The organism is Roseibium aestuarii (assembly GCF_008477545.1).
Lineage (GTDB): Bacteria > Pseudomonadota > Alphaproteobacteria > Rhizobiales > Stappiaceae > Roseibium > Roseibium aestuarii.
Genome location: NZ_VORA01000003.1, coordinates 161,657 through 178,825, shown reverse-complemented (window position 1 = coordinate 178,825; position 17,169 = coordinate 161,657). Strand labels below are relative to the sequence as shown.

General features: G+C 65.2%; 20 protein-coding genes. 7 read left to right on the top strand and 13 right to left on the bottom strand.

The window, feature by feature from the left end; translation table 11 throughout:
* Window positions 1-49: 49 nt before the first annotated feature.
* From acs to FR728_RS13695, 12 genes are all read right to left on the bottom strand, one after another.
* A complete protein-coding gene (gene acs / locus FR728_RS13750; RefSeq protein ID WP_149893293.1) occupies window positions 50-1,990 on the bottom strand; it encodes an acetate--CoA ligase in 1,941 nt (646 codons plus the stop codon).
* A gap of 215 nt (window positions 1,991-2,205) precedes the next feature.
* Window positions 2,206-2,817, bottom strand: coding sequence for an urease accessory protein UreG (ureG, locus tag FR728_RS13745; protein ID WP_149893292.1), 612 nt, complete (start codon window positions 2,815-2,817; stop codon window positions 2,206-2,208).
* Window positions 2,814-3,596 (bottom strand): urease accessory protein UreF, encoded by a 783-nt coding sequence (locus tag FR728_RS13740; RefSeq protein WP_244304634.1) that lies wholly within the window; start codon window positions 3,594-3,596, stop codon window positions 2,814-2,816. Before FR728_RS13740 ends, ureG begins: the two co-directional genes overlap by 4 nt.
* Window positions 3,526-4,065: an urease accessory protein UreE gene (locus FR728_RS13735; RefSeq protein ID WP_149893291.1), complete on the bottom strand. Its 540-nt coding sequence runs from the start codon at window positions 4,063-4,065 to the stop codon at window positions 3,526-3,528. Before FR728_RS13735 ends, FR728_RS13740 begins: the two co-directional genes overlap by 71 nt.
* Window positions 4,062-4,667: a glutathione S-transferase family protein gene (locus FR728_RS13730; protein ID WP_149893290.1), complete on the bottom strand. Its 606-nt coding sequence runs from the start codon at window positions 4,665-4,667 to the stop codon at window positions 4,062-4,064. The genes FR728_RS13735 and FR728_RS13730 overlap by 4 nt, the downstream gene beginning before the upstream one ends.
* 107 nt (window positions 4,668-4,774) lie before the next feature.
* A complete protein-coding gene (gene ureC / locus FR728_RS13725) occupies window positions 4,775-6,487 on the bottom strand; it encodes an urease subunit alpha (protein ID WP_149893289.1) in 1,713 nt (570 codons plus the stop codon).
* 65 nt (window positions 6,488-6,552) lie between these two features.
* Window positions 6,553-6,996 carry a lysozyme inhibitor LprI family protein gene (locus tag FR728_RS13720; protein WP_244304632.1) on the bottom strand — a complete coding sequence of 148 codons (444 nt, stop codon included), beginning with the start codon at window positions 6,994-6,996 and terminating at the stop codon, window positions 6,553-6,555.
* 36 nt (window positions 6,997-7,032) lie between these two features.
* Entirely contained in the window at window positions 7,033-7,338 is a 306-nt protein-coding gene (locus FR728_RS13715) for an urease subunit beta (protein WP_149893288.1), read from the bottom strand.
* A gap of 133 nt (window positions 7,339-7,471) precedes the next feature.
* Window positions 7,472-7,759: a GIY-YIG nuclease family protein gene (locus FR728_RS13710; RefSeq protein ID WP_149893287.1), complete on the bottom strand. Its 288-nt coding sequence runs from the start codon at window positions 7,757-7,759 to the stop codon at window positions 7,472-7,474.
* An 8-nt stretch (window positions 7,760-7,767) separates the two neighbouring features.
* On the bottom strand, window positions 7,768-7,965 hold the full coding sequence (locus tag FR728_RS13705) for a hypothetical protein (RefSeq protein ID WP_149893286.1): 198 nt from the start codon (window positions 7,963-7,965) through the stop codon (window positions 7,768-7,770).
* Between the two features lie 62 nt (window positions 7,966-8,027).
* Window positions 8,028-8,330: an urease subunit gamma gene (locus FR728_RS13700; protein WP_149893285.1), complete on the bottom strand. Its 303-nt coding sequence runs from the start codon at window positions 8,328-8,330 to the stop codon at window positions 8,028-8,030.
* A 69-nt stretch (window positions 8,331-8,399) separates the two neighbouring features.
* Window positions 8,400-9,275, bottom strand: a complete 876-nt coding sequence (locus FR728_RS13695) for an urease accessory protein UreD (RefSeq protein ID WP_149893284.1) — start codon at window positions 9,273-9,275, stop codon at window positions 8,400-8,402.
* A gap of 396 nt (window positions 9,276-9,671) precedes the next feature.
* Between FR728_RS13695 and FR728_RS13690 the strand changes: the two genes are divergently transcribed.
* The 3 genes from FR728_RS13690 (at window position 9,672) to FR728_RS13680 (ending at window position 12,883) form a co-directional block, all read left to right on the top strand.
* Window positions 9,672-11,090 carry a D-alanyl-D-alanine carboxypeptidase family protein gene (locus tag FR728_RS13690; RefSeq protein WP_208998816.1) on the top strand — a complete coding sequence of 473 codons (1,419 nt, stop codon included), beginning with the start codon at window positions 9,672-9,674 and terminating at the stop codon, window positions 11,088-11,090.
* A gap of 179 nt (window positions 11,091-11,269) precedes the next feature.
* A complete protein-coding gene (locus FR728_RS13685) occupies window positions 11,270-11,503 on the top strand; it encodes a hypothetical protein (protein WP_149893283.1) in 234 nt (77 codons plus the stop codon).
* A gap of 144 nt (window positions 11,504-11,647) precedes the next feature.
* Complete coding sequence (locus FR728_RS13680) at window positions 11,648-12,883, top strand: CobW family GTP-binding protein (RefSeq protein WP_149893282.1); 1,236 nt, start codon at window positions 11,648-11,650, stop codon at window positions 12,881-12,883.
* A gap of 74 nt (window positions 12,884-12,957) precedes the next feature.
* Here FR728_RS13680 and tesB read toward each other — a convergent pair whose 3' ends face one another.
* The gene (gene tesB / locus FR728_RS13675) at window positions 12,958-13,851 is read right to left on the bottom strand and encodes an acyl-CoA thioesterase II (RefSeq protein ID WP_149893281.1); all 894 of its coding nucleotides are present in this window, start codon (window positions 13,849-13,851) and stop codon (window positions 12,958-12,960) included.
* A 133-nt stretch (window positions 13,852-13,984) separates the two neighbouring features.
* Between tesB and FR728_RS13670 the strand changes: the two genes are divergently transcribed.
* The 4 genes from FR728_RS13670 to FR728_RS13655 all read left to right on the top strand — a co-directional run bounded on the left by FR728_RS13670 (window position 13,985) and on the right by FR728_RS13655 (window position 17,113).
* Entirely contained in the window at window positions 13,985-15,238 is a 1,254-nt protein-coding gene (locus tag FR728_RS13670; RefSeq protein ID WP_208998815.1) for a ubiquinone biosynthesis hydroxylase, read from the top strand.
* A gap of 42 nt (window positions 15,239-15,280) precedes the next feature.
* Window positions 15,281-16,132, top strand: a complete 852-nt coding sequence (locus tag FR728_RS13665; protein WP_208998826.1) for an SDR family oxidoreductase — start codon at window positions 15,281-15,283, stop codon at window positions 16,130-16,132.
* 86 nt (window positions 16,133-16,218) lie between these two features.
* Window positions 16,219-16,707: a YciE/YciF ferroxidase family protein gene (locus tag FR728_RS13660; protein WP_149893278.1), complete on the top strand. Its 489-nt coding sequence runs from the start codon at window positions 16,219-16,221 to the stop codon at window positions 16,705-16,707.
* Between the two features lie 211 nt (window positions 16,708-16,918).
* Window positions 16,919-17,113, top strand: a complete 195-nt coding sequence (locus FR728_RS13655; RefSeq protein ID WP_149893277.1) for a twin transmembrane helix small protein — start codon at window positions 16,919-16,921, stop codon at window positions 17,111-17,113.
* Window positions 17,114-17,169: the final 56 nt, after the last annotated feature.

The following is a 17,169-nucleotide window of genomic DNA, read 5'->3' as shown; positions in this document are numbered from 1 at the left end:
GGGCGGCCCGTGAGCCGCCCTTTTTCATATCTTCCGCAGGATCGTCCGGTCAGCCGGCGCGGTTCTGGCGGTTGTCGATCAGATCGTCGACGACGCCCGGATCGGCGAGGGTCGAGGTGTCGCCCAGGCTGTCGAAGCTGTCTTCCGCGATCTTGCGCAGGATGCGGCGCATGATCTTGCCGGAGCGGGTCTTGGGCAGGCCGGGTGCGAACTGGATCAGGTCCGGCGAGGCAATCGGACCGATCTCGGCCCGAACGTGCTGCACCAGCTCCTTCTTGAGGGCGTCGGTGGGCTCCTCCCCTTCCATCAGGGTGACATAGGCATAAATGCCCTGCCCCTTGAGGTCATGGGGATAGCCGACCACCGCGGCTTCGGAGACCTTCGGGTGGGAAACGAGCGCGCTTTCCACCTCTGCGGTGCCCATGCGGTGACCGGAGACGTTGATCACGTCGTCAACGCGGCCGGTGATCCAGTAGTAGCCGTCCGCATCGCGGCGGCAGCCGTCGCCGGTGAAGTAATAGCCCTTGTAGGTGGCAAAATAGGTCTGCACGAAGCGCTCATGATCGCCATAGACCGTGCGCATCTGGCCGGGCCAGCTGTCGGTGATCACCAGGTTGCCCTCGGTGGCGCCGTCCAGGATGTTGCCTTCCGCATCGACGATCGCCGGCTGGACGCCGAAGAAGGGCCGCGTGGCCGAGCCGGGCTTGAGGGCCGTGGCGCCGGGCAGCGGAGTGATGAGGATGCCGCCTGTTTCCGTCTGCCACCAGGTGTCGACGATGGGGCAGCGCTTCTCGCCGACCACATTGTAGTACCAGGTCCAGGCTTCCGGGTTGATCGGTTCGCCGACCGAGCCGAGCAGGCGCAGGGACGAGCGGTCGGTGCGGGTGACGAAGTCGGTGCCGGCACCCATGAGGGCGCGGATGGCCGTCGGCGCGGTGTAGAAGATGTTGACCTTGTGCTTGTCGACCACATCCCAGCAGCGGCTGGCGGAGGGATAGGTGGGCACGCCCTCGAACATCAGGGTCGTCGCGCCGTTGGCCAGCGGCCCGTAGACGATGTAGCTGTGGCCGGTGACCCAGCCCACGTCGGCCGTGCACCAGTAGATGTCGCCGTCCTGATAGTCGAAGACGTACTGGTGGGTCATGGAGGCGTAGACCAGATAGCCGCCGGAGGTGTGCAGCACACCCTTGGGCTTGCCGGTGGAGCCGGAGGTGTAGAGGATGAAGAGCGGATCTTCCGCGTTCATTTCTTCCGGTTCGCAGGTGGCCGGCACCTTCGCGGTGGCCTCGTGGTACCAGACGTCGCGACCGTCGACCATCTTCACGTCGCCGCCGGTGCGCTTGACTACGACAACGCTGTCGACCGGGGCCTTCTCGCAGGCGCGGTCCACATTGGCCTTCAGCGGCACCTTGCGGCCGCCGCGCAGGCCTTCATCGGCGGTGAGAACGATCTTCGAGCCGCAATCCTCGATCCGCTGCGCCAGGCTGTCCGGAGAGAAGCCGGCAAAGACGATGGAATGCACCGCGCCGATGCGGGCGCAGGCCAGCATGGCATAGGCAGCCTCCGGGATCATCGGCAGATAGATGGTGACCCGGTCGCCCTTCTTGACGCCCTGCTCCTTGAGGACGTTGGCGAACTTGCAGACTTCAACATGGAGCTCGCGATAGGTGATGACCTTGTGCTCGGACGGGTCATCGCCCTCCCAGATGATGGCGGCCTGGTCGCCGCGGGTGGCCACGTGGCGGTCAACGCAGTTGGCGGAGACGTTCAGCGTGCCGTCCTCGAACCACTTGATGGCCACGTTGTGGTAATCGTAGGACGTGTTCTTCACCTTGGTGAAGGGTTTGATCCAGTCGATGCGCTTCCCGTGCTCGCCCCAGAACCCGGCCGGGTCCGTGACGGATCGGTTGTACATTTCCTGGTACTTGGCATCGTCCACGAGCGCGCGCGCCGCGACATCCGCGGGCACGGGAAAAACAGCTTCGGACATTTATGTGACCTCCCGAACACATCTTGGGCGAACGCCTTCCGGCGCCGCCATCTCCTCGGTGCCGATTATGCGGGTCGGGCCGGATCGCGTCCATATGGTCGCGATCGAACTTTCGTAGCGTTACGTTAGCGTGAAGCAGTCAGTTTGGCGGCGAAATGACCCGGACCGCGTCTCTCCCGACGGAAATCCGCCGTCGATCGAGGAAGCGGCCTGTGTCACAGCCCGCCGCGGGAGATGATGAAATCGACCACCGTGTCGATTCCGTCGCCCTTCTTCATGTTGGCGAAGACGAAGGGCTTGCCCTTGCGCATGCGGGTGGCGTCCCGGTCCATCACCGAGAGGTCCGCCCCCACATAGGGCGCCAGATCGGTCTTGTTGATGATCAGCAGGTCAGAGCGGGTGATGCCCGGACCGCCCTTGCGCGGGATTTCCTCTCCCGCCGCCACGTCGATGACATAGAGGGTCAGATCCGCCAGCTCGGGCGAGAAGGTTGCTGCCAGATTGTCCCCGCCGCTCTCGATCAGGATCAGCTCGAGGCCCGGAATGGAGCGGGTGAGATCGGCAACGGCGGCCAGATTGATCGAGGCGTCCTCGCGGATGGCCGTGTGTGGGCAACCGCCGGTCTCCACGCCGCGAATGCGATCCGACGTGAGGGCCTGGGCGCGCATCAGGGCTTCGGCGTCTTCGGCAGTGTAGATGTCGTTGGTGATGACCGCCAGCGAGTAGCGGTCACGCATGGCCTTGCAGAGCTTTTCGGTGAGCGTGGTCTTGCCGGCGCCAACCGGACCGCCGATGCCGACGCGAAGGGGGCCGTTGGGGGACGTCATGAGCGGAACAACCTCGAATATTTCGTTTCGTGCGCCATGGAGGCGATGTCGGTGAGAAGGCCGGCCGTGCCCAGGTCCTCCAGCCCGGAGGCGCGGATCCGGTCGGTGAGCGTGGCGATCCGGCCTTGCGCGGCGGCAAGGCAGCGCTGGCCGTCGCTCTGGCCGAGCGGCACGGCCCGGATGGCAACGGAGACCATGTTGGCGGCAAAGGCATGGAGGAAGGCGGTCAGGATAGCGTCTTCCGGAACGGCCCAGGCGGCGGCGACAAGGCCGACGGCCACCGGATAGGGCCAGGTCTCGATCCTGTCTTCGCCCATGGTCAGATTGGCCAGAAGGCGGCTTGCCGGTGTCGTGGCTTCAGGGGCCCAGGCAGCGGTCACAGCGCCCATGAAGGCCGTGCCCTGGGCACTGCTTTCCAGGTGCCGTTCCTTCGACGGCTGCAGGGCGAGCCCGAGCTCGATCAGGTCCTCCACGGCCGCCCGATCGCCGGAGTGTGCCGCGCGCAGGGTTTCCACGAGCAGGATTCCGTCGCTGCGCCCTGCTCCATGGGTCAGAACGTCCTGAAGCCAGGCCTGCAGGCTGGCGGCATCGCGCACGTCCCCCTCGTCGATCACCTGCTCCAGCCCGTGGCTGTAGGTGAAGGCGCCGATCGGAAAGGCGGGCGAGAGAAACGCCAGCAGCCGGTAGAGGGTCGCCGTGTCGAGCGCGTCAGCCATGGTCGTGATCATGGTGATGATGCCCGTGATCGTGCTCGTGTGAGTGCCCGTGGCCGTGGTCATGAGAATGACCATGCCCGTGATTGTGGCCCTGGGTCTGGCCGTGACCATAGGCGCCGCCTTCCGGGTCGAAGGGCGCCTGCAGGACGGTCATGGTGCCGCCCAGCAGCTTCACCATGTCCTCGATCACGTGGTCCCGGCGGATGCGCAGGGTCTCGCCCATGAGCTGGGTGGGCAGATGCCGGTTGCCCAGATGCCAGGCGATCTTCACCAGGTGGGCGTGATCGTTTGCGGCGATTTCCACCAGCTCTTCCGGTGCGGCGCAGACCTCGACGATCCGTCCGTCCTCCAGCCTGAGGGCGTCACCGTGGCGCAGGTGGACGGCAACGGGCTCATCCAGAAGGAAGGCGGTGCCCGCCTCCCCGGTAAGCACGGCGCGGCGCCGGTGGCGGTCCTCCCTGTCCAGGGTGATCCGGTCGGCGGGGGCAGCGGTCCAGCTTCCTGCAGGCAGAATTTCGCTGACGCGGATCATGACAGGGCCTGCACCTTGGCCATCATCGCCTGGAAGGCCGGGCGTTCGCGCAGGCGCTTGAAATAGGCCGCCAGCGGCCCGTCCTTCGGCAGGTCGAACTTGGCTGCCACCGCCCAGCCACCGCAATGGCCGATGATGATGTCGGCAATGGTGAAGGTCTCGCCCATCACATAGGGGCCGTCGCCCAGACGGGCTTCCAGGGTCTTGAGACCGCGCGCGAAATCGAAGGCACACGCCTTCTTGACCTCGGGCACGCGCACGTCTTCCGGATTGGCGAAGGAGTTCTTGGCCGCCGTCCAGAGTGCGCCTTCCAGCTCGTCGACACAGAACTGGGTGAAGCTGTCCTGCCGCGCACGGTCCAGGGTGCCGGCCGGGAAGGTGAGCTTGCCGTGCTTGTCGGCCAGATAGGTGCAGATGGCGACGGAATCGGTGAGTACCGCATCCCCGTCGAGGAGCACCGGAACCTTGCCGCTCGGGTTGTAGGTCAGGATCTGCGGCGACTGGGGGGCCGCCGGTTCGATCTCATAGGGCTCGCCCAGTTCCTCGAGCACCCACATGACCCGCATGGCGCGGGTGCGCGGCATTCCGATGATCTTGTACATGCTGTCTCCCTTCAGGGCTTGCGTGCCCGGTTGCCGTCTTTCTCGCGGCTCTTGCCCTGCTCCGCTGACCGGGACCGGCGCGCGGAGCAGGGCCATTCCTCATGTCCTCAGAACAGGAAGTACCGCTGGGCCATCGGCAGCTCCTTTGCCGGCTCACAGGTGAGCAGCTCGCCATTGGCGCGGACTTCATAGGTCTCCGGGTGCACGTCGATCTCCGGGGTGGCGGAATTGTGCACCATGGAGGCCTTGGAGATGCCGCCGCGGGTGTTCTTCACCGGCAGAACCAGACTGTCGAGCCCGGCCGTGTCCTTGACGCCGTTGTCATAGGCAGCCTGGGACACGAAGGTCACGCGGCTGGCGGTCATGGCCTTGCCGAAGGCGCCGAACATCGGGCGATAATGCACCGGCTGGGGCGTCGGGATGGAGGCGTTAGGGTCGCCCATGGGGGCAGCGGCGATGGTGCCGAGCTTCATCACCATGTCGGGCTTCACACCGAAGAAGGCTGGGGACCAGAGAACCAGATCGGCCAGCTTGCCGACTTCCACCGAGCCGATATGGGCATCGAGACCATGGGCAATGGCCGGGTTGATGGTGACCTTGGCCATGTAGCGCTTGACGCGGAAATTGTCGTTTTCGCCGGCTTCTTCCGACAGGCGGCCGCGCTGGACCTTCATCTTGTGGGCGGTCTGCAGGGTGCGGATGATCACTTCGCCGACCCGGCCCATGGCCTGGCTGTCGGAGGCGATGATGGAGAAGGCGCCCATGTCGTGGAGAATGTCTTCCGCCGCAATGGTTTCCTTGCGGATGCGGCTTTCGGCAAAGGCCACGTCCTCCGGGATGGACGCATCCAGGTGGTGGCAGACCATGAGCATGTCGAGATGCTCTTCGAGGGTGTTCACCGTGTAGGGGCGGGTCGGGTTGGTGGAGGACGGGATGACGTTGCTCTCGCCACAGACCTTGATGATGTCCGGCGCGTGGCCACCGCCCGCCCCTTCCGTATGGAAGGCGTGGATGGTGCGGCCCTTGAAGGCGGAGGTGGTGTTCTCGACGAAGCCGCTCTCGTTGAGCGTATCCGTGTGGATCATCACCTGGATGTCGTAGTCGTCGGCAACCGACAGGCAGGTGTCGATGGCCGCTGGGGTCGTGCCCCAGTCCTCATGCAGCTTCAGGCAGGAGGCGCCCGCGAGGATCTGCTCTTCCAGACCTTCGCGCAGGGAGGCGTTGCCCTTGCCGGCGAAGGCCAGGTTCATGGGGAAGCTGTCGGCGGCCTGCAGCATGCGGGTGATGTGCCAGGGGCCGGGGGTGCAGGTGGTGGCGTTGGTTCCCGTTGCCGGACCCGTGCCGCCGCCGAGCATGGTCGTCACGCCGGACATCAGCGCATCGTCGATCTGCTGCGGGCAGATGAAGTGGATGTGCACATCCAGAGCGCCGGCGGTGAGGATCTTGCCCTCGCCGGCAATGGCCTCCGTGCCCGGACCGACGATGATGTCGACGCCGGGCTGAACATCCGGGTTTCCTGCCTTGCCGATGCCGACGATGCGGCCGTCCTTCAGGCCCACGTCGGCCTTGACGATGCCCCAGTGGTCGACGATCAGCACGTTGGTGATCACCGTGTCCACCGCCCCTGCGGCGCGGGAATGCTGACCCTGGCCCATGCCGTCGCGGATGACCTTGCCGCCACCGAATTTCACTTCCTCGCCATAGATGGTGAAGTCCTTCTCCACCTCGATGATCAGGTCCGTGTCGGCCAGGCGGATCCTGTCGCCGGTGGTCGGTCCGAACATGTCCGCATATGCGGCGCGGGGCATCCTGTAAGCCATGTCATCCTCCTGTTCGCCGGCGGCCGATCCCACGCACTGGGCGGGATCCGGCGGGCGATGTCGTTCTAGTTGCCGAGACCTTCGGCGAGTTGTTTCAAGTCGTCGATGCGCTGCTTGGTCAGCGTGGTCATGCATCCGGCCACGACCATCGGTTCCATGGTGCCGCCTCGGGCCATGAAGCCCTCGGATTCGCAGGCCGCATCCCGGAAGGGGATCCAGGCTCTCTGCGCCGCGCGCAGGGCCTTGACCGCGCCTTCAAGCCCGGTGCCGGTCAGCGCCTCGTCCATTTCGGTCATGGCGGCCACCGCCTGCGCATAGACCCGGTTCAGCTCCGCATCGGCAGCCTCGTAGTCCTGATAGGCGCAGCGGTTGAGGTCGGACTGGGTGTAGGCATCGGCGCAGTCGAGCTTGGGCTCCTGGGCGAAGGCTGGCCGGGACAGTGTGAGAGCGATCACGGCCACGGCTGCGAGAGCCAGACGCGGGCTGATCCGTGCTTTCGAACCCATCATGTATGCTCTCCCCTGGCGATCCGGTGCCGGGTGCGCTTACAGCGTGCCCATGACCTTCTGGTTGAAGCCATAGACCTTGCGGTCGCCGCGATATGCCACGAGCGTGACCGAGCGGCTCTGGCCCGGTTCGAAGCGCACGGCGGTGCCGGCGGGAATGTCGAGGCGCATGCCGCGGGCCTTGTCCCGGTCGAAGTCGAGACCCGGATTGGTCTCGGCGAAATGATAGTGGCTGCCGACCTGAATCGGCCGGTCGCCGGTGTTGGTCACGTCGAGGGTGACGGTTTCAAGACCGGCATTGAGCTCGATTTCGCCCGCGGCGGCAAAGATTTCTCCGGGGATCATCTGCGGTTCTCCTGTGCTGGCGCGGGGCCGTGGCGAAGACATCAATCTGGATCCTCGGGACAAGCCCGAGGATGACGGTGAGAGGCTTTTCACCCTTCCGATGGTCATTCTCGGGCTCGTCCCGAGAATCCAGTCACTTATTCAGGTGATCGTAAAGGTCGTCCCATTCCGGGTTCATCCCCTCGATCAGGTTCAGCTTCCAGTCCCGGTAGTAGCGCTTGATCGACTTTTCCCGCTGGATTGCGGTGGCGATCGTGTCATGCACTTCGTACCAGACCAGTCTCTTGCATCCATATTTCCCGGTAAAACCGGGAACCGCTTCCGTCCTGTGTTCGAAGATCCGTCGCTTCAGGTCATTGGTCACGCCGGTGTAAAGCGTTCCGTTGCGAGCAGATGCCAGGATGTAGACGAAGGCGGTCACGGCATGGCCTACTCCCCGCGCCCCTTGCGGACGAAGGCGACGGCGCCGCCGATGGCGAGGCCGAGGGCGATGGCGACGATCATCTCCGGGGTGAAGATCCCGGTGGCTTCATGCGGGTGGGCGTGGTTCAGGGCGCTGGGATGCGCGGCGGCGGTGGCGATGCCGGCAAGGCTGGCGGTGGCGAGGCTGGTCAGGAACTTCAACATCGGGGTCTCCTTGCATTGAGGGAGGCAGGAACTGGAGCAGGATCTGGGGGCAGGATCCGGGATCAGCGGATGGGTTCGTGAACGGTCACGAGCTTGGTGCCATCGGGGAAGGTGGCTTCCACCTGCACGTCGTGGATCATTTCGGCGACGCCTGCCATCACCTGATCGCGGGTGATGACCTGGGCACCGGCTTGCATCAGGTCGGCGACGGTGCGGCCATCCCGGGCGCCTTCGACCACGAAATCGGTGATCAGGGCGATGGCTTCGGGATGGTTGAGCTTCACGCCCCGTTCGAGACGGCGACGGGCCACCATGGCGGCCATGGAAATCAGCAACTTGTCCTTTTCGCGCGGCGTCAGGTTCACGGACAGCCTCCCTTTCGTGTTTTCGGTCCGCCGCTCGGGCGGGAAGAGTGCGGGTTCTGGGAACCCGGATCAGAGTCGCCAGACCCGTGGCAGGGCCCGGGCCCGGTAGGCTTCGAGAAACGCCATCAGTCCGTCGCGCAGGCATCGGCCGTCACGGCCGACGAGGCGGACCGCCAGAACGCCGTTCCAGGCGCTGGCGGCGGCACGCAGACCGGGTCGTGCTGCGGCTTCAAGGGCGGAACGGGCGCGGGCGAGATGGTCCTCGGCATCCGGGCGGCAATCGACGAGCGAGGCAAAGGCGAGCGCACCGTCCCCGGTGGCCGCGCCTTTCAGGATCTCGCGGGAATTGCCTTCCAGGCGGATCTCGTCGGCAAAGATCAGGCGGCCGTCGCGGCGGATGCGCCAACTGTCGCGGAAGAGCACCTCGTCCACGCTTTCGCCCATGGCGGTGCGGCCGAGAACCGTGCTTTCGAGGGCGAGAAACCGGGCGTCGCCGGTGAGGTCCACATGAAGACGCCGGGCAAGGGCCGAACGGTCGAAGAGAATGGTTTCCTGAGGCAGCCACTCCAGGGTGCTGCCTGCGGCGGCCGTGAGCCGGGTCTCGACCCGGCCGACACCAGTGCTGCGGCGATAGGCGCGCTCGGCCGCCTGGGTGGTGAGGGTGGCCTCTGCCCCCTCGCCCGTGCCGGCGGAATAGGACAGGCGGTCTCCGCCGGTGATGCCGCCTGCGGTGTTGATGAAGACGGCGACCGGGCGCGGCTCATGGATCTTTGGCAGGCGCACCTTGGTTGCGCCGGCCTGATAGAGATCGTCGAGACAGCTGCGCCCGCGGGCGAGCTTGAAGGTGACCCGCGCCTCGCCGCGCGCGCGCTGCAGGGTCACGTCCCGGACGGTGTCCGGGGCGGTCGGTTCTGCAAGGGTCAGCGGCACCTGAGGATGAAGCATGGGCAGATCTGGACTCGGGATCTCTGAGTGAGAGGACTGTGAAGTCCCTGGACAATTCTGGCAAGGGCCAGCCCCTGGGGCGACTGGCGGCGGAAGGGTCGACGAGACGGCAGGCCCCCTGTCCGGTCAACCTTCCTCACCAAGCAAGGCCGGGGCCAGATGGGGTTTTGTAGGGCACGCGGGGTTGCCGGGCGCCGGGTCCGGGGTCATGATCTACAACTGCATCAATTTTCAGCAATTGCCCAAAACAGCGGCGCCTGAGGCGTCGATGGTCCGTTTGGATCGCGTGAAGGTCCGGGGAGCCTTTGGTCCTTTACCGTGTTTTCAGCTATGTCTGATGGGGTAAGGTGCCGTGCTGCCAGCGGCCACACCCGGAGACCACAAGAGAGGGTTCCCGTGACGTCACGTTCCGCCTGTTCCGACCTGTGCCTGCCCCGCAATGGGTCCGCGCGCCGCCTGTTGGCGCTGCTGAGCCTGATGATGGGGCTCATCGGTCTGGTCGCCTCTCCGGTGCGCGCCGAGATCGGCGCCTATGTGGTGGTCGATGCGGGAACCGGCACGGTGATGGACGAGAAGAATGCCACCCGCCTCTGGTATCCGGCCAGCCTGACCAAGATGATGACCGCCTATGTGACCTTCAAGGCGATCCGCGAAGGCCGGGCCAGTCTGAACTCGGTGGTGGTGCAATCGGCTAATTCGCTCAATCAGGCGCCGAGCAAGATGGGGTTCAAGGTCGGCACGACGCTGACTGTGGATACGGCGCTCAAGATCGTCATGGTGAAGTCAGCCAATGACATTGCCGTGGCGCTTGGGGAAGCCATCGGCGGCAGGGAGCGGGCCTTTGTCGGCATGATGAATGCCGAGGCCCAGCGGCTCGGCATGCGCAGCACCCGTTTCGTCAATCCCCATGGGCTGCCGGACAATGCTCAGGTCTCCAGCGCCCGCGACCTGGCGCTTCTCGCCGTGGCCCTGCGCCGGGATTTCCCCGAATCCCGCGACTATTACAGGCTGGGTGGGCTCGAATACGGTCAGAAGACCCTGCTCTCCGCCAACCGGGAGTTTCTCTCCCGGGTTCCCGGCGCGGACGGCCTAAAGACCGGTTACATCTGCAACTCCGGCTACAACGTGGCCGCCTCGGTCACCCGGTCCGGCCGCACCATCATTGCGGTGGTGCTGGGCGGCGCCTCGGGGCTCGAGCGTTCCGCCTTCGCCCGTCAGGTGATCGACAAGGCCTTCCGCGAGCGCGCCGGATCCCGCTCGCTCGCCAGTCTCAGCAGCAATCCGGGTCAGCCACCGGCCGACGGCTATTGCAAGCGCAATGCGAAGCCCGGTCTTGAAGGCCTGATGGCGGATTTTGATCTTCAGGGCGGTGCGCCGAGCGGTCTCATGTCCTTCATGGCGGGCCGGCCGGGCAGCGTGCTGAAGCCGGGAGCTGCCACCGCACCGGCGGCGGGCGGCAAGGCCGATCTCTCAGACGTCAAGCTGCCCAATGGCGAACCGGACTGGAAGAAGGTGCTCGACCGCACGCTGGGTCCGGTGCAGCACGAGCTGGCATCCCTGCGCATCTCCACGGGCGTTCCGGTGGGGGCCGCACCGCCGCGTGCCAGTCAGGCCTCCGACGGGTCCGTCCCCTCCACCATTCCGGTGCCGATGCCCCATCCTGGCCGGATGAGAACCGGTGCGACCGACGACGCGGACCTGCCGGTCTTGCGTCAGGAGGAGGTGCAGGCCCCTGCTCCGGGGTCACTGTTCCAGCCCGGTAAGGGCTTCACGGTCCCGGTTCCCGCACCGGAGCCGAAATCCGGAAACGGCTGACGGAAGCGGGCGTCCAACGCGTCCGATCCCCGGAATTATTTTCGGATCTTAACGACTGGCTAACCATGGGTCAGGCATTCCTGCTGTAGATACAGGCGCTCGTGTCGCTCAGGAAGAGCCGCCGATCCGGCTTTGTCGCGCCGGCTGCCTGTCCCTCGATCCGCCAAAGGAGACCGACGATGATCGTGGAACCGCGCAGCTCTGCAACCATCCTGGCACTTGCGGATCTGGCCGAGCTTTCCGCCAACCAGCTTGCCGAAGGCATGTCGGTCGAAGAGGTCATCGCCACCCTGCGCAAGGCTGCCGAAGTGGTTCGCAAGGTCGTCAAGGACGACGAGGACAAGGCAGAGGCCGTCGAGGCCGAAGCCAAGGCTGCTGATGGCGCCGCCAAGGTCGCCGACATTTCCGCGTGATGTGATCGCCCCGCGCCGCCTTCTTCCCTGAAACGGCGGCCGCCTGCTCTGGATTTTCCGCTCGTCCTGTCCTAGGTCTCTGGCACGATGTCCGCGCGCGCTTCCGCTGTGCCCTGCGGAACCTGCCAGCCGACGAGGTGTTCCATGGCCGACCAGACCTCTCCTTCCGCCGCCCCCAAGCCGCGCGGACCGAAGCCGCCCATTCCGCTTTCGGTGATCACCGGGTTTCTCGGTGCCGGCAAGACCACGCTGCTGAACCGCATCCTGAAGGATCCGGCCATGGCGGATACGGCGGTCATCATCAACGAGTTCGGCGAGATCGGCCTGGACCATCTGCTGGTGGAACAGGCGGAAGACTGCATTCTGGAACTGTCGTCGGGCTGCCTGTGCTGCACCATTCGCGGCGATCTGGTGACGACGCTGGAAAACTTGCTGCGGCAAATCGACAACGGGCGGCGCGACCGTCTGGCGCGTGTGGTGATCGAAACCACGGGTCTCGCCGATCCGGGGCCTATCCTGCACACGATCATGCTGCATCCCTATCTGGTGATGCGCTACCGGCTGGAGAGCGTCGTGACGCTGGTCGATGCGGTCAACGGGCTTGAGACGCTGGACACCCATGAGGAAGCCCGCCGTCAGGCGGCGGTGGCGGATCGTTTGGTTCTGACGAAGACCGATCTCGTCGCGGAGGCCGGTGGCGGGGCCGCCCTTTCCGAGCTCAAGGCGCGGTTGAAGCGGTTCAATCCGGGCGCAACCGTTCTGGATGCTCAGGCGGGTGAAGCGGTTCCCGGCCGCCTCTTCGACGCGGGGCTCTATGACCCGTCAAGCAAGATCCCCGATGTGACCAAGTGGCTGAATGACGGCGCATATTCGGATCATGATCACCATGATCATCATGGCGGCCATCATCACGGACACGATCATGGTCATGAGCATCACCATCATGACCACGGCCATGATCACGGACAGCATCATCATGACCGCAACCGGCACAGCGACCGGATCCGGGCCTTCACTCTGGCGACGGATCGTCCCATTCCGGCTGGGGCGCTGGAGATGTTCCTCGATCTGCTGCGCTCTGCCCACGGGCCCAAGCTGCTGCGGGTGAAGGGGATCGTGCGCATCGCGGAGGATCCGGATCGTCCGGTCGTCATTCACGGGGTCCAGCACGTGTTCCACCCGCCCGCGACCCTGGAGGCCTGGCCGGATGCGGATCATCGCACGCGCATGGTCTTCATCACCAATGACCTGCCGGAAAGTTTCGTCGCCCAGCTCTTCGATGCGTTTTCGGGCGCGCTGAAGCCGGATACGCCGGATCCCAAGGCCATGACGGACAATCCGCTGGCGATCTCCGGCTTCACCTCGCCGATCCGGCGCTAGAACGCGGCAGACGGGATGTCCGGGACAGGCCCGGGCATCACAGCGCGAGAGGGCCCCCCCTCCTCAGTTCCGGTTCAGAGCGAGGGCTTCGGGCCCTTGTAGTTCCCCGGCTCCACGTGGCGAATGAGGCCTTCCTGCGCGGTGGAGGCCACAAGCACGCCCTCGCGGGTGTAGAGCGACCCGCGGTTCATGCCGCGCGAGCCCGAGGCAGACGGGGAATCCTCCACATAGAGCAGCCATTCGTCCGCTCGGAAGGGGCGATGGAACCACATGGCGTGGTCGAGGCTGGCCGCCTGGATATCCGGCGAGAAGACGGATCTGCCATGGGGGAACAGGGAGGTGTCGAGCAGGGTCATGTCCGAGGCATAGGCCAGGACGCAGGAGTGCACGACCGGATCGTCCGGCAGTGCGCCGGTCGCCCGGACCCAGACCTGCTGCTCCGGCGGCAGGGGTTTCTTGGAGAAATAGTGGGTCAGGTCCACCGGGCGCAGCTCGATCGGGCGCTCGCGCTCCCAGTACTTGCGCACGTGTTCCGGCGCCACGGAGAGGAACTTTTCCTTCAGGTCCTGCTCGCTCGGCAGGTCTTCCGGCTGCGGCACGTCGGGCATCTGGATCTGGTGTTCCAGGCCTTCTTCCATCTGCTGGAAGGAGGCGGACATGGAGAAGATCGCCTTGCCGTGCTGGATGGCGACGACCCGGCGGGTGGTGAAGCTGCCGCCGTCGCGGATCCGGTCCACGTCATAGATGATCGGCACTTCCGGGTCGCCCGGGCGCAGGAAGTAGCCGTGGAGCGAGTGGATCAGCCGGTCGGACTGGACGGTGCGCGACACGGCCATCAGGGCCTGGCCGATCACCTGACCGCCGAAGATGCGCTGCCATCCCACCTGGGGGCTGCGACCACGGAACAGATTGTGCTCGAGCTGTTCCAGGTTCAAAGTTTCAAGAAGTGTCTCTACGGCCGTGTTCATCGGCGAGATCCCTGCTAAATAGGTCTTGATGATGTCACCGCTGAGATTGGGGACAGTGGTTGGGTCCACTTGAACGCAGGCCCATGCGAAGTCAAGTTGCCCCTAGGGAATACGAAAGACGAGATCCCAGGAGATGGTGATGAACAAGGCACCCGAAACCGACGCCATGTATGATGTGGCCATCGCTGGCGGCGGTTATGTTGGCCTGTCTCTGGCTCTGGCGCTGAAAACCGGCGACGCGGGCCTCAAGGTTGTGGTCGTCGACCCCAAGCCGATGAATGTTCTGGATAAGGATCCGCGCGCCTCGGCGATCGCGGCGGCCGCCTGCCGCATGCTAGACAGCCTGGGGATCTGGGAGCAGATCCGGGACGGTGCCCAGCCGATCAACGAGATGATCGTCACCGACAGCAAGCTGCGCGATGTGGTGCGTCCGGTCTTCCTCACCTTTGGCGCCGAGCGCAAGGAAGGCGACGAAAGCGAGCCGTTTGCCCACATGGTGCCGAACGGGCTGATGCTTCCGGCGCTCTATGAGAAGGCGCAGGCGCTGGGTGTCGACTTCGAGGCGCCGGACACGGCCGCAAGTTTCGCCACGTCCGGTTCCGGTGTGCGGATCACGCTGGCGAGCGGCAAGGCGCTCTCCGCAAAACTGCTGGTCGCGGCCGACGGAGTTCGCTCGCGCCTGCGCGATCTGGCCGGCATCCGCACCGTTCACTGGGATTACGGCCAGTCGGGCATCGTGACCACCGTGTCCCACGAGCGGCCGCACAATGGCCGCGCGGAGGAACATTTCCTGCCCGCCGGGCCCTTTGCCATCCTGCCGCTTCCCGGCAACCGGTCGTCGCTGGTGTGGACGGAGCGGACCGAGGACGCGAAGCGTCTTGTGGCCAGCGACGACTTCACCTTCGAGATCGAGCTGGAGCGCCGCTTCGGTCATCATCTCGGCAAGATCGAACTGGGCGGTCCGCGCAATGCCTATCCGCTCGGCCTGACGCTGGCGCGGGACTTCGTGCGGCCGCGCTTCGCGCTCGCTGGAGATGCGGCCCACGGCATCCACCCGATCGCGGGTCAGGGTCTCAACATGGGCTTCAAGGATGTGGCGGCGCTGGCGGAGGTGCTGGTGGAAGCCCATCGGCTCGGCCAGGACGTGGGGGCCATGGACGTGCTGGAGCGCTATCAGCGCTGGCGGCGGTTCGACGCGTTCCAGATGGGCGTCGTGACCGATGTGCTGAACCGGCTGTTTTCCAACGACAATGACGTGCTGCGCGCGGCCCGTGATTTCGGCCTCGGCCTCGTGGACCGCATGCCCTTCCTCAAGAGCCGTTTCATCTCGGAGGCCGCAGGTCTTGCCGGCCCCGCGCCGCGCCTGCTCTCCGGTCAATCGATCTAGTTCCTCCTTCTGCGGGTTCCCATGGCGACGAGACAAGGCTCTCTGGCGGCAAAGCGCACCATCCTGATCACCGGCTGCTCGACCGGGATCGGCGCAGAGGCCGCTCGTCTGCTGCGGGGCCGGGACTGGCGGGTCTTCGCCTCTGCGCGTCGCGCCGAGGATGTGGAGGCCCTGAAGGCGCAGGGGTTTGAAGCCGTCCTCATCGACTATGAGGCGCCGGAGACCATTGCGCCTGCCCTGCAGGATGTGCTTGCCCGGACCGATGGCCGGCTCGATGCCCTGTTCAACAATGGCGCCTATGCCATTCCCGGGGCGCTGGAAGATATCTCCACGGACGCGCTCAAGACGCTCTTTCAGGCCAATTTCTTCGGCTGGCACGAACTGACCCGGCAGGTCCTCCCGGTCATGCTCGCCCAGGGGCATGGACGGATCGTCCAGTGCTCCTCCATTCTTGGCTTCATCGCCATGCCCTATCGCGGCGCCTATACGGCCTCAAAGTTTGCGCTCGAGGGCTACAGCGACACCTTGCGCATGGAGCTGGCGGGCACAGGCCTGCATGTTTCGCTGATCGAGCCGGGACCGATCGCCACCGCCTTCACCGCCAATGCGCTGGCGAATTTCGATCGCTGGATCGGGCCTGAGGGTCTCGAGGCCTCGCGGCATGCCGCGGCCTATGCCAAGCGGCGCAAGCGGATGGAAGCCGGTGAGCCGGGACCGTGGAAACTGCCCGCCGGGGCGGTGGTGAAGCCGCTGATCCATGCTCTGGAGGCCGATAGGCCGAGGGCACGCTATCGGGTGACGATCCCGACCCATGTGCTGGCCGTGCTGAAGCGCGTGCTTTCGACCCGTCTGCTCGACCGGTTTCTCGGCGAGGCGGCGCGCAAGGAAGAGTAGGCCTGCGAAATTTAATGTTTCGCTGGGGAACTCGCACAGGGTGCGCGGGATTGGACGAAGGTAAATCCAATTCGTGGAGGATCCCCATGTCCATTTCTTCTCTGAAAGACCTTTTCGAACACACACTGCAGGATGTCTATTTCGCCGAGAACTTTCTGCTGAAGAAGATTCCGGTGATGGAAAAGGCCGCGAGCTCCAAGATGCTCAAGGATCTTTTCTCGGCACATCTGGAAGAAACCCGCGAGCACGTGTCCCGTCTCAAGCAGGTCTTCTCTTCCCTGGGCCTGGAAATGAAGGCCGAGGAATGCCCGGCCATCGAAGGCATCGTCCAGGAAGCCGAGGAGCTTCTGGAGGAAGTGACCGACGCCAAGACCAAGGATGCGGCCCTGATCGCTTCCGCGCAGGCCGTCGAACACTACGAGATCACCCGTTACGGTACGCTCGTGTCCTGGGCCAAGGAACTTGGCTACGAGGATGCGGCTATGATCCTGCGCACCACTCTGGCGGAGGAAAAGGAAGCCGACAACAAGCTGCTGCGTCTGGGCGAAGACCGCCTGAACCAGAAGGCCGCCTGATCCGTTCGCGCCTTGCCGGACAAGATCATCGCGATCTCCTCTCCCGACCGTGCGCCAGAGCCCTGGCGTGCGGTCGCGTCTCTTTGAGGGTCGGCGTCGGGATGCGCGCAGATGTCGCGGGTGATTTTCCTTCGTGACTTGCCTTGGCGACAGGAAGCCATACCCTGTCACCCAACATGGCCGGGGTTGATCCGGCCCTCGGGAGACGAAAATGGCAAGTGCATGGGATATCGTGGTGCGTCTGGGGATGGTGGCCGTGGCGCTGGTTCTGCTGGCGGGGCTCTGGAACATGCTGCGCGGCGGATCGCCCAGCCGGTCTCAGAACCTGATGCGCTGGCGCGTCGGCCTGCAGTTCATCGTCATTGTCGTCGTCATGGGCGGGCTCTATTTCTTCGGACGGCAATGACCCGAGGCGCGGGATGGCGCCGGGTCCGGACACGAGCGGGCTCGCAAGGGGGCCAA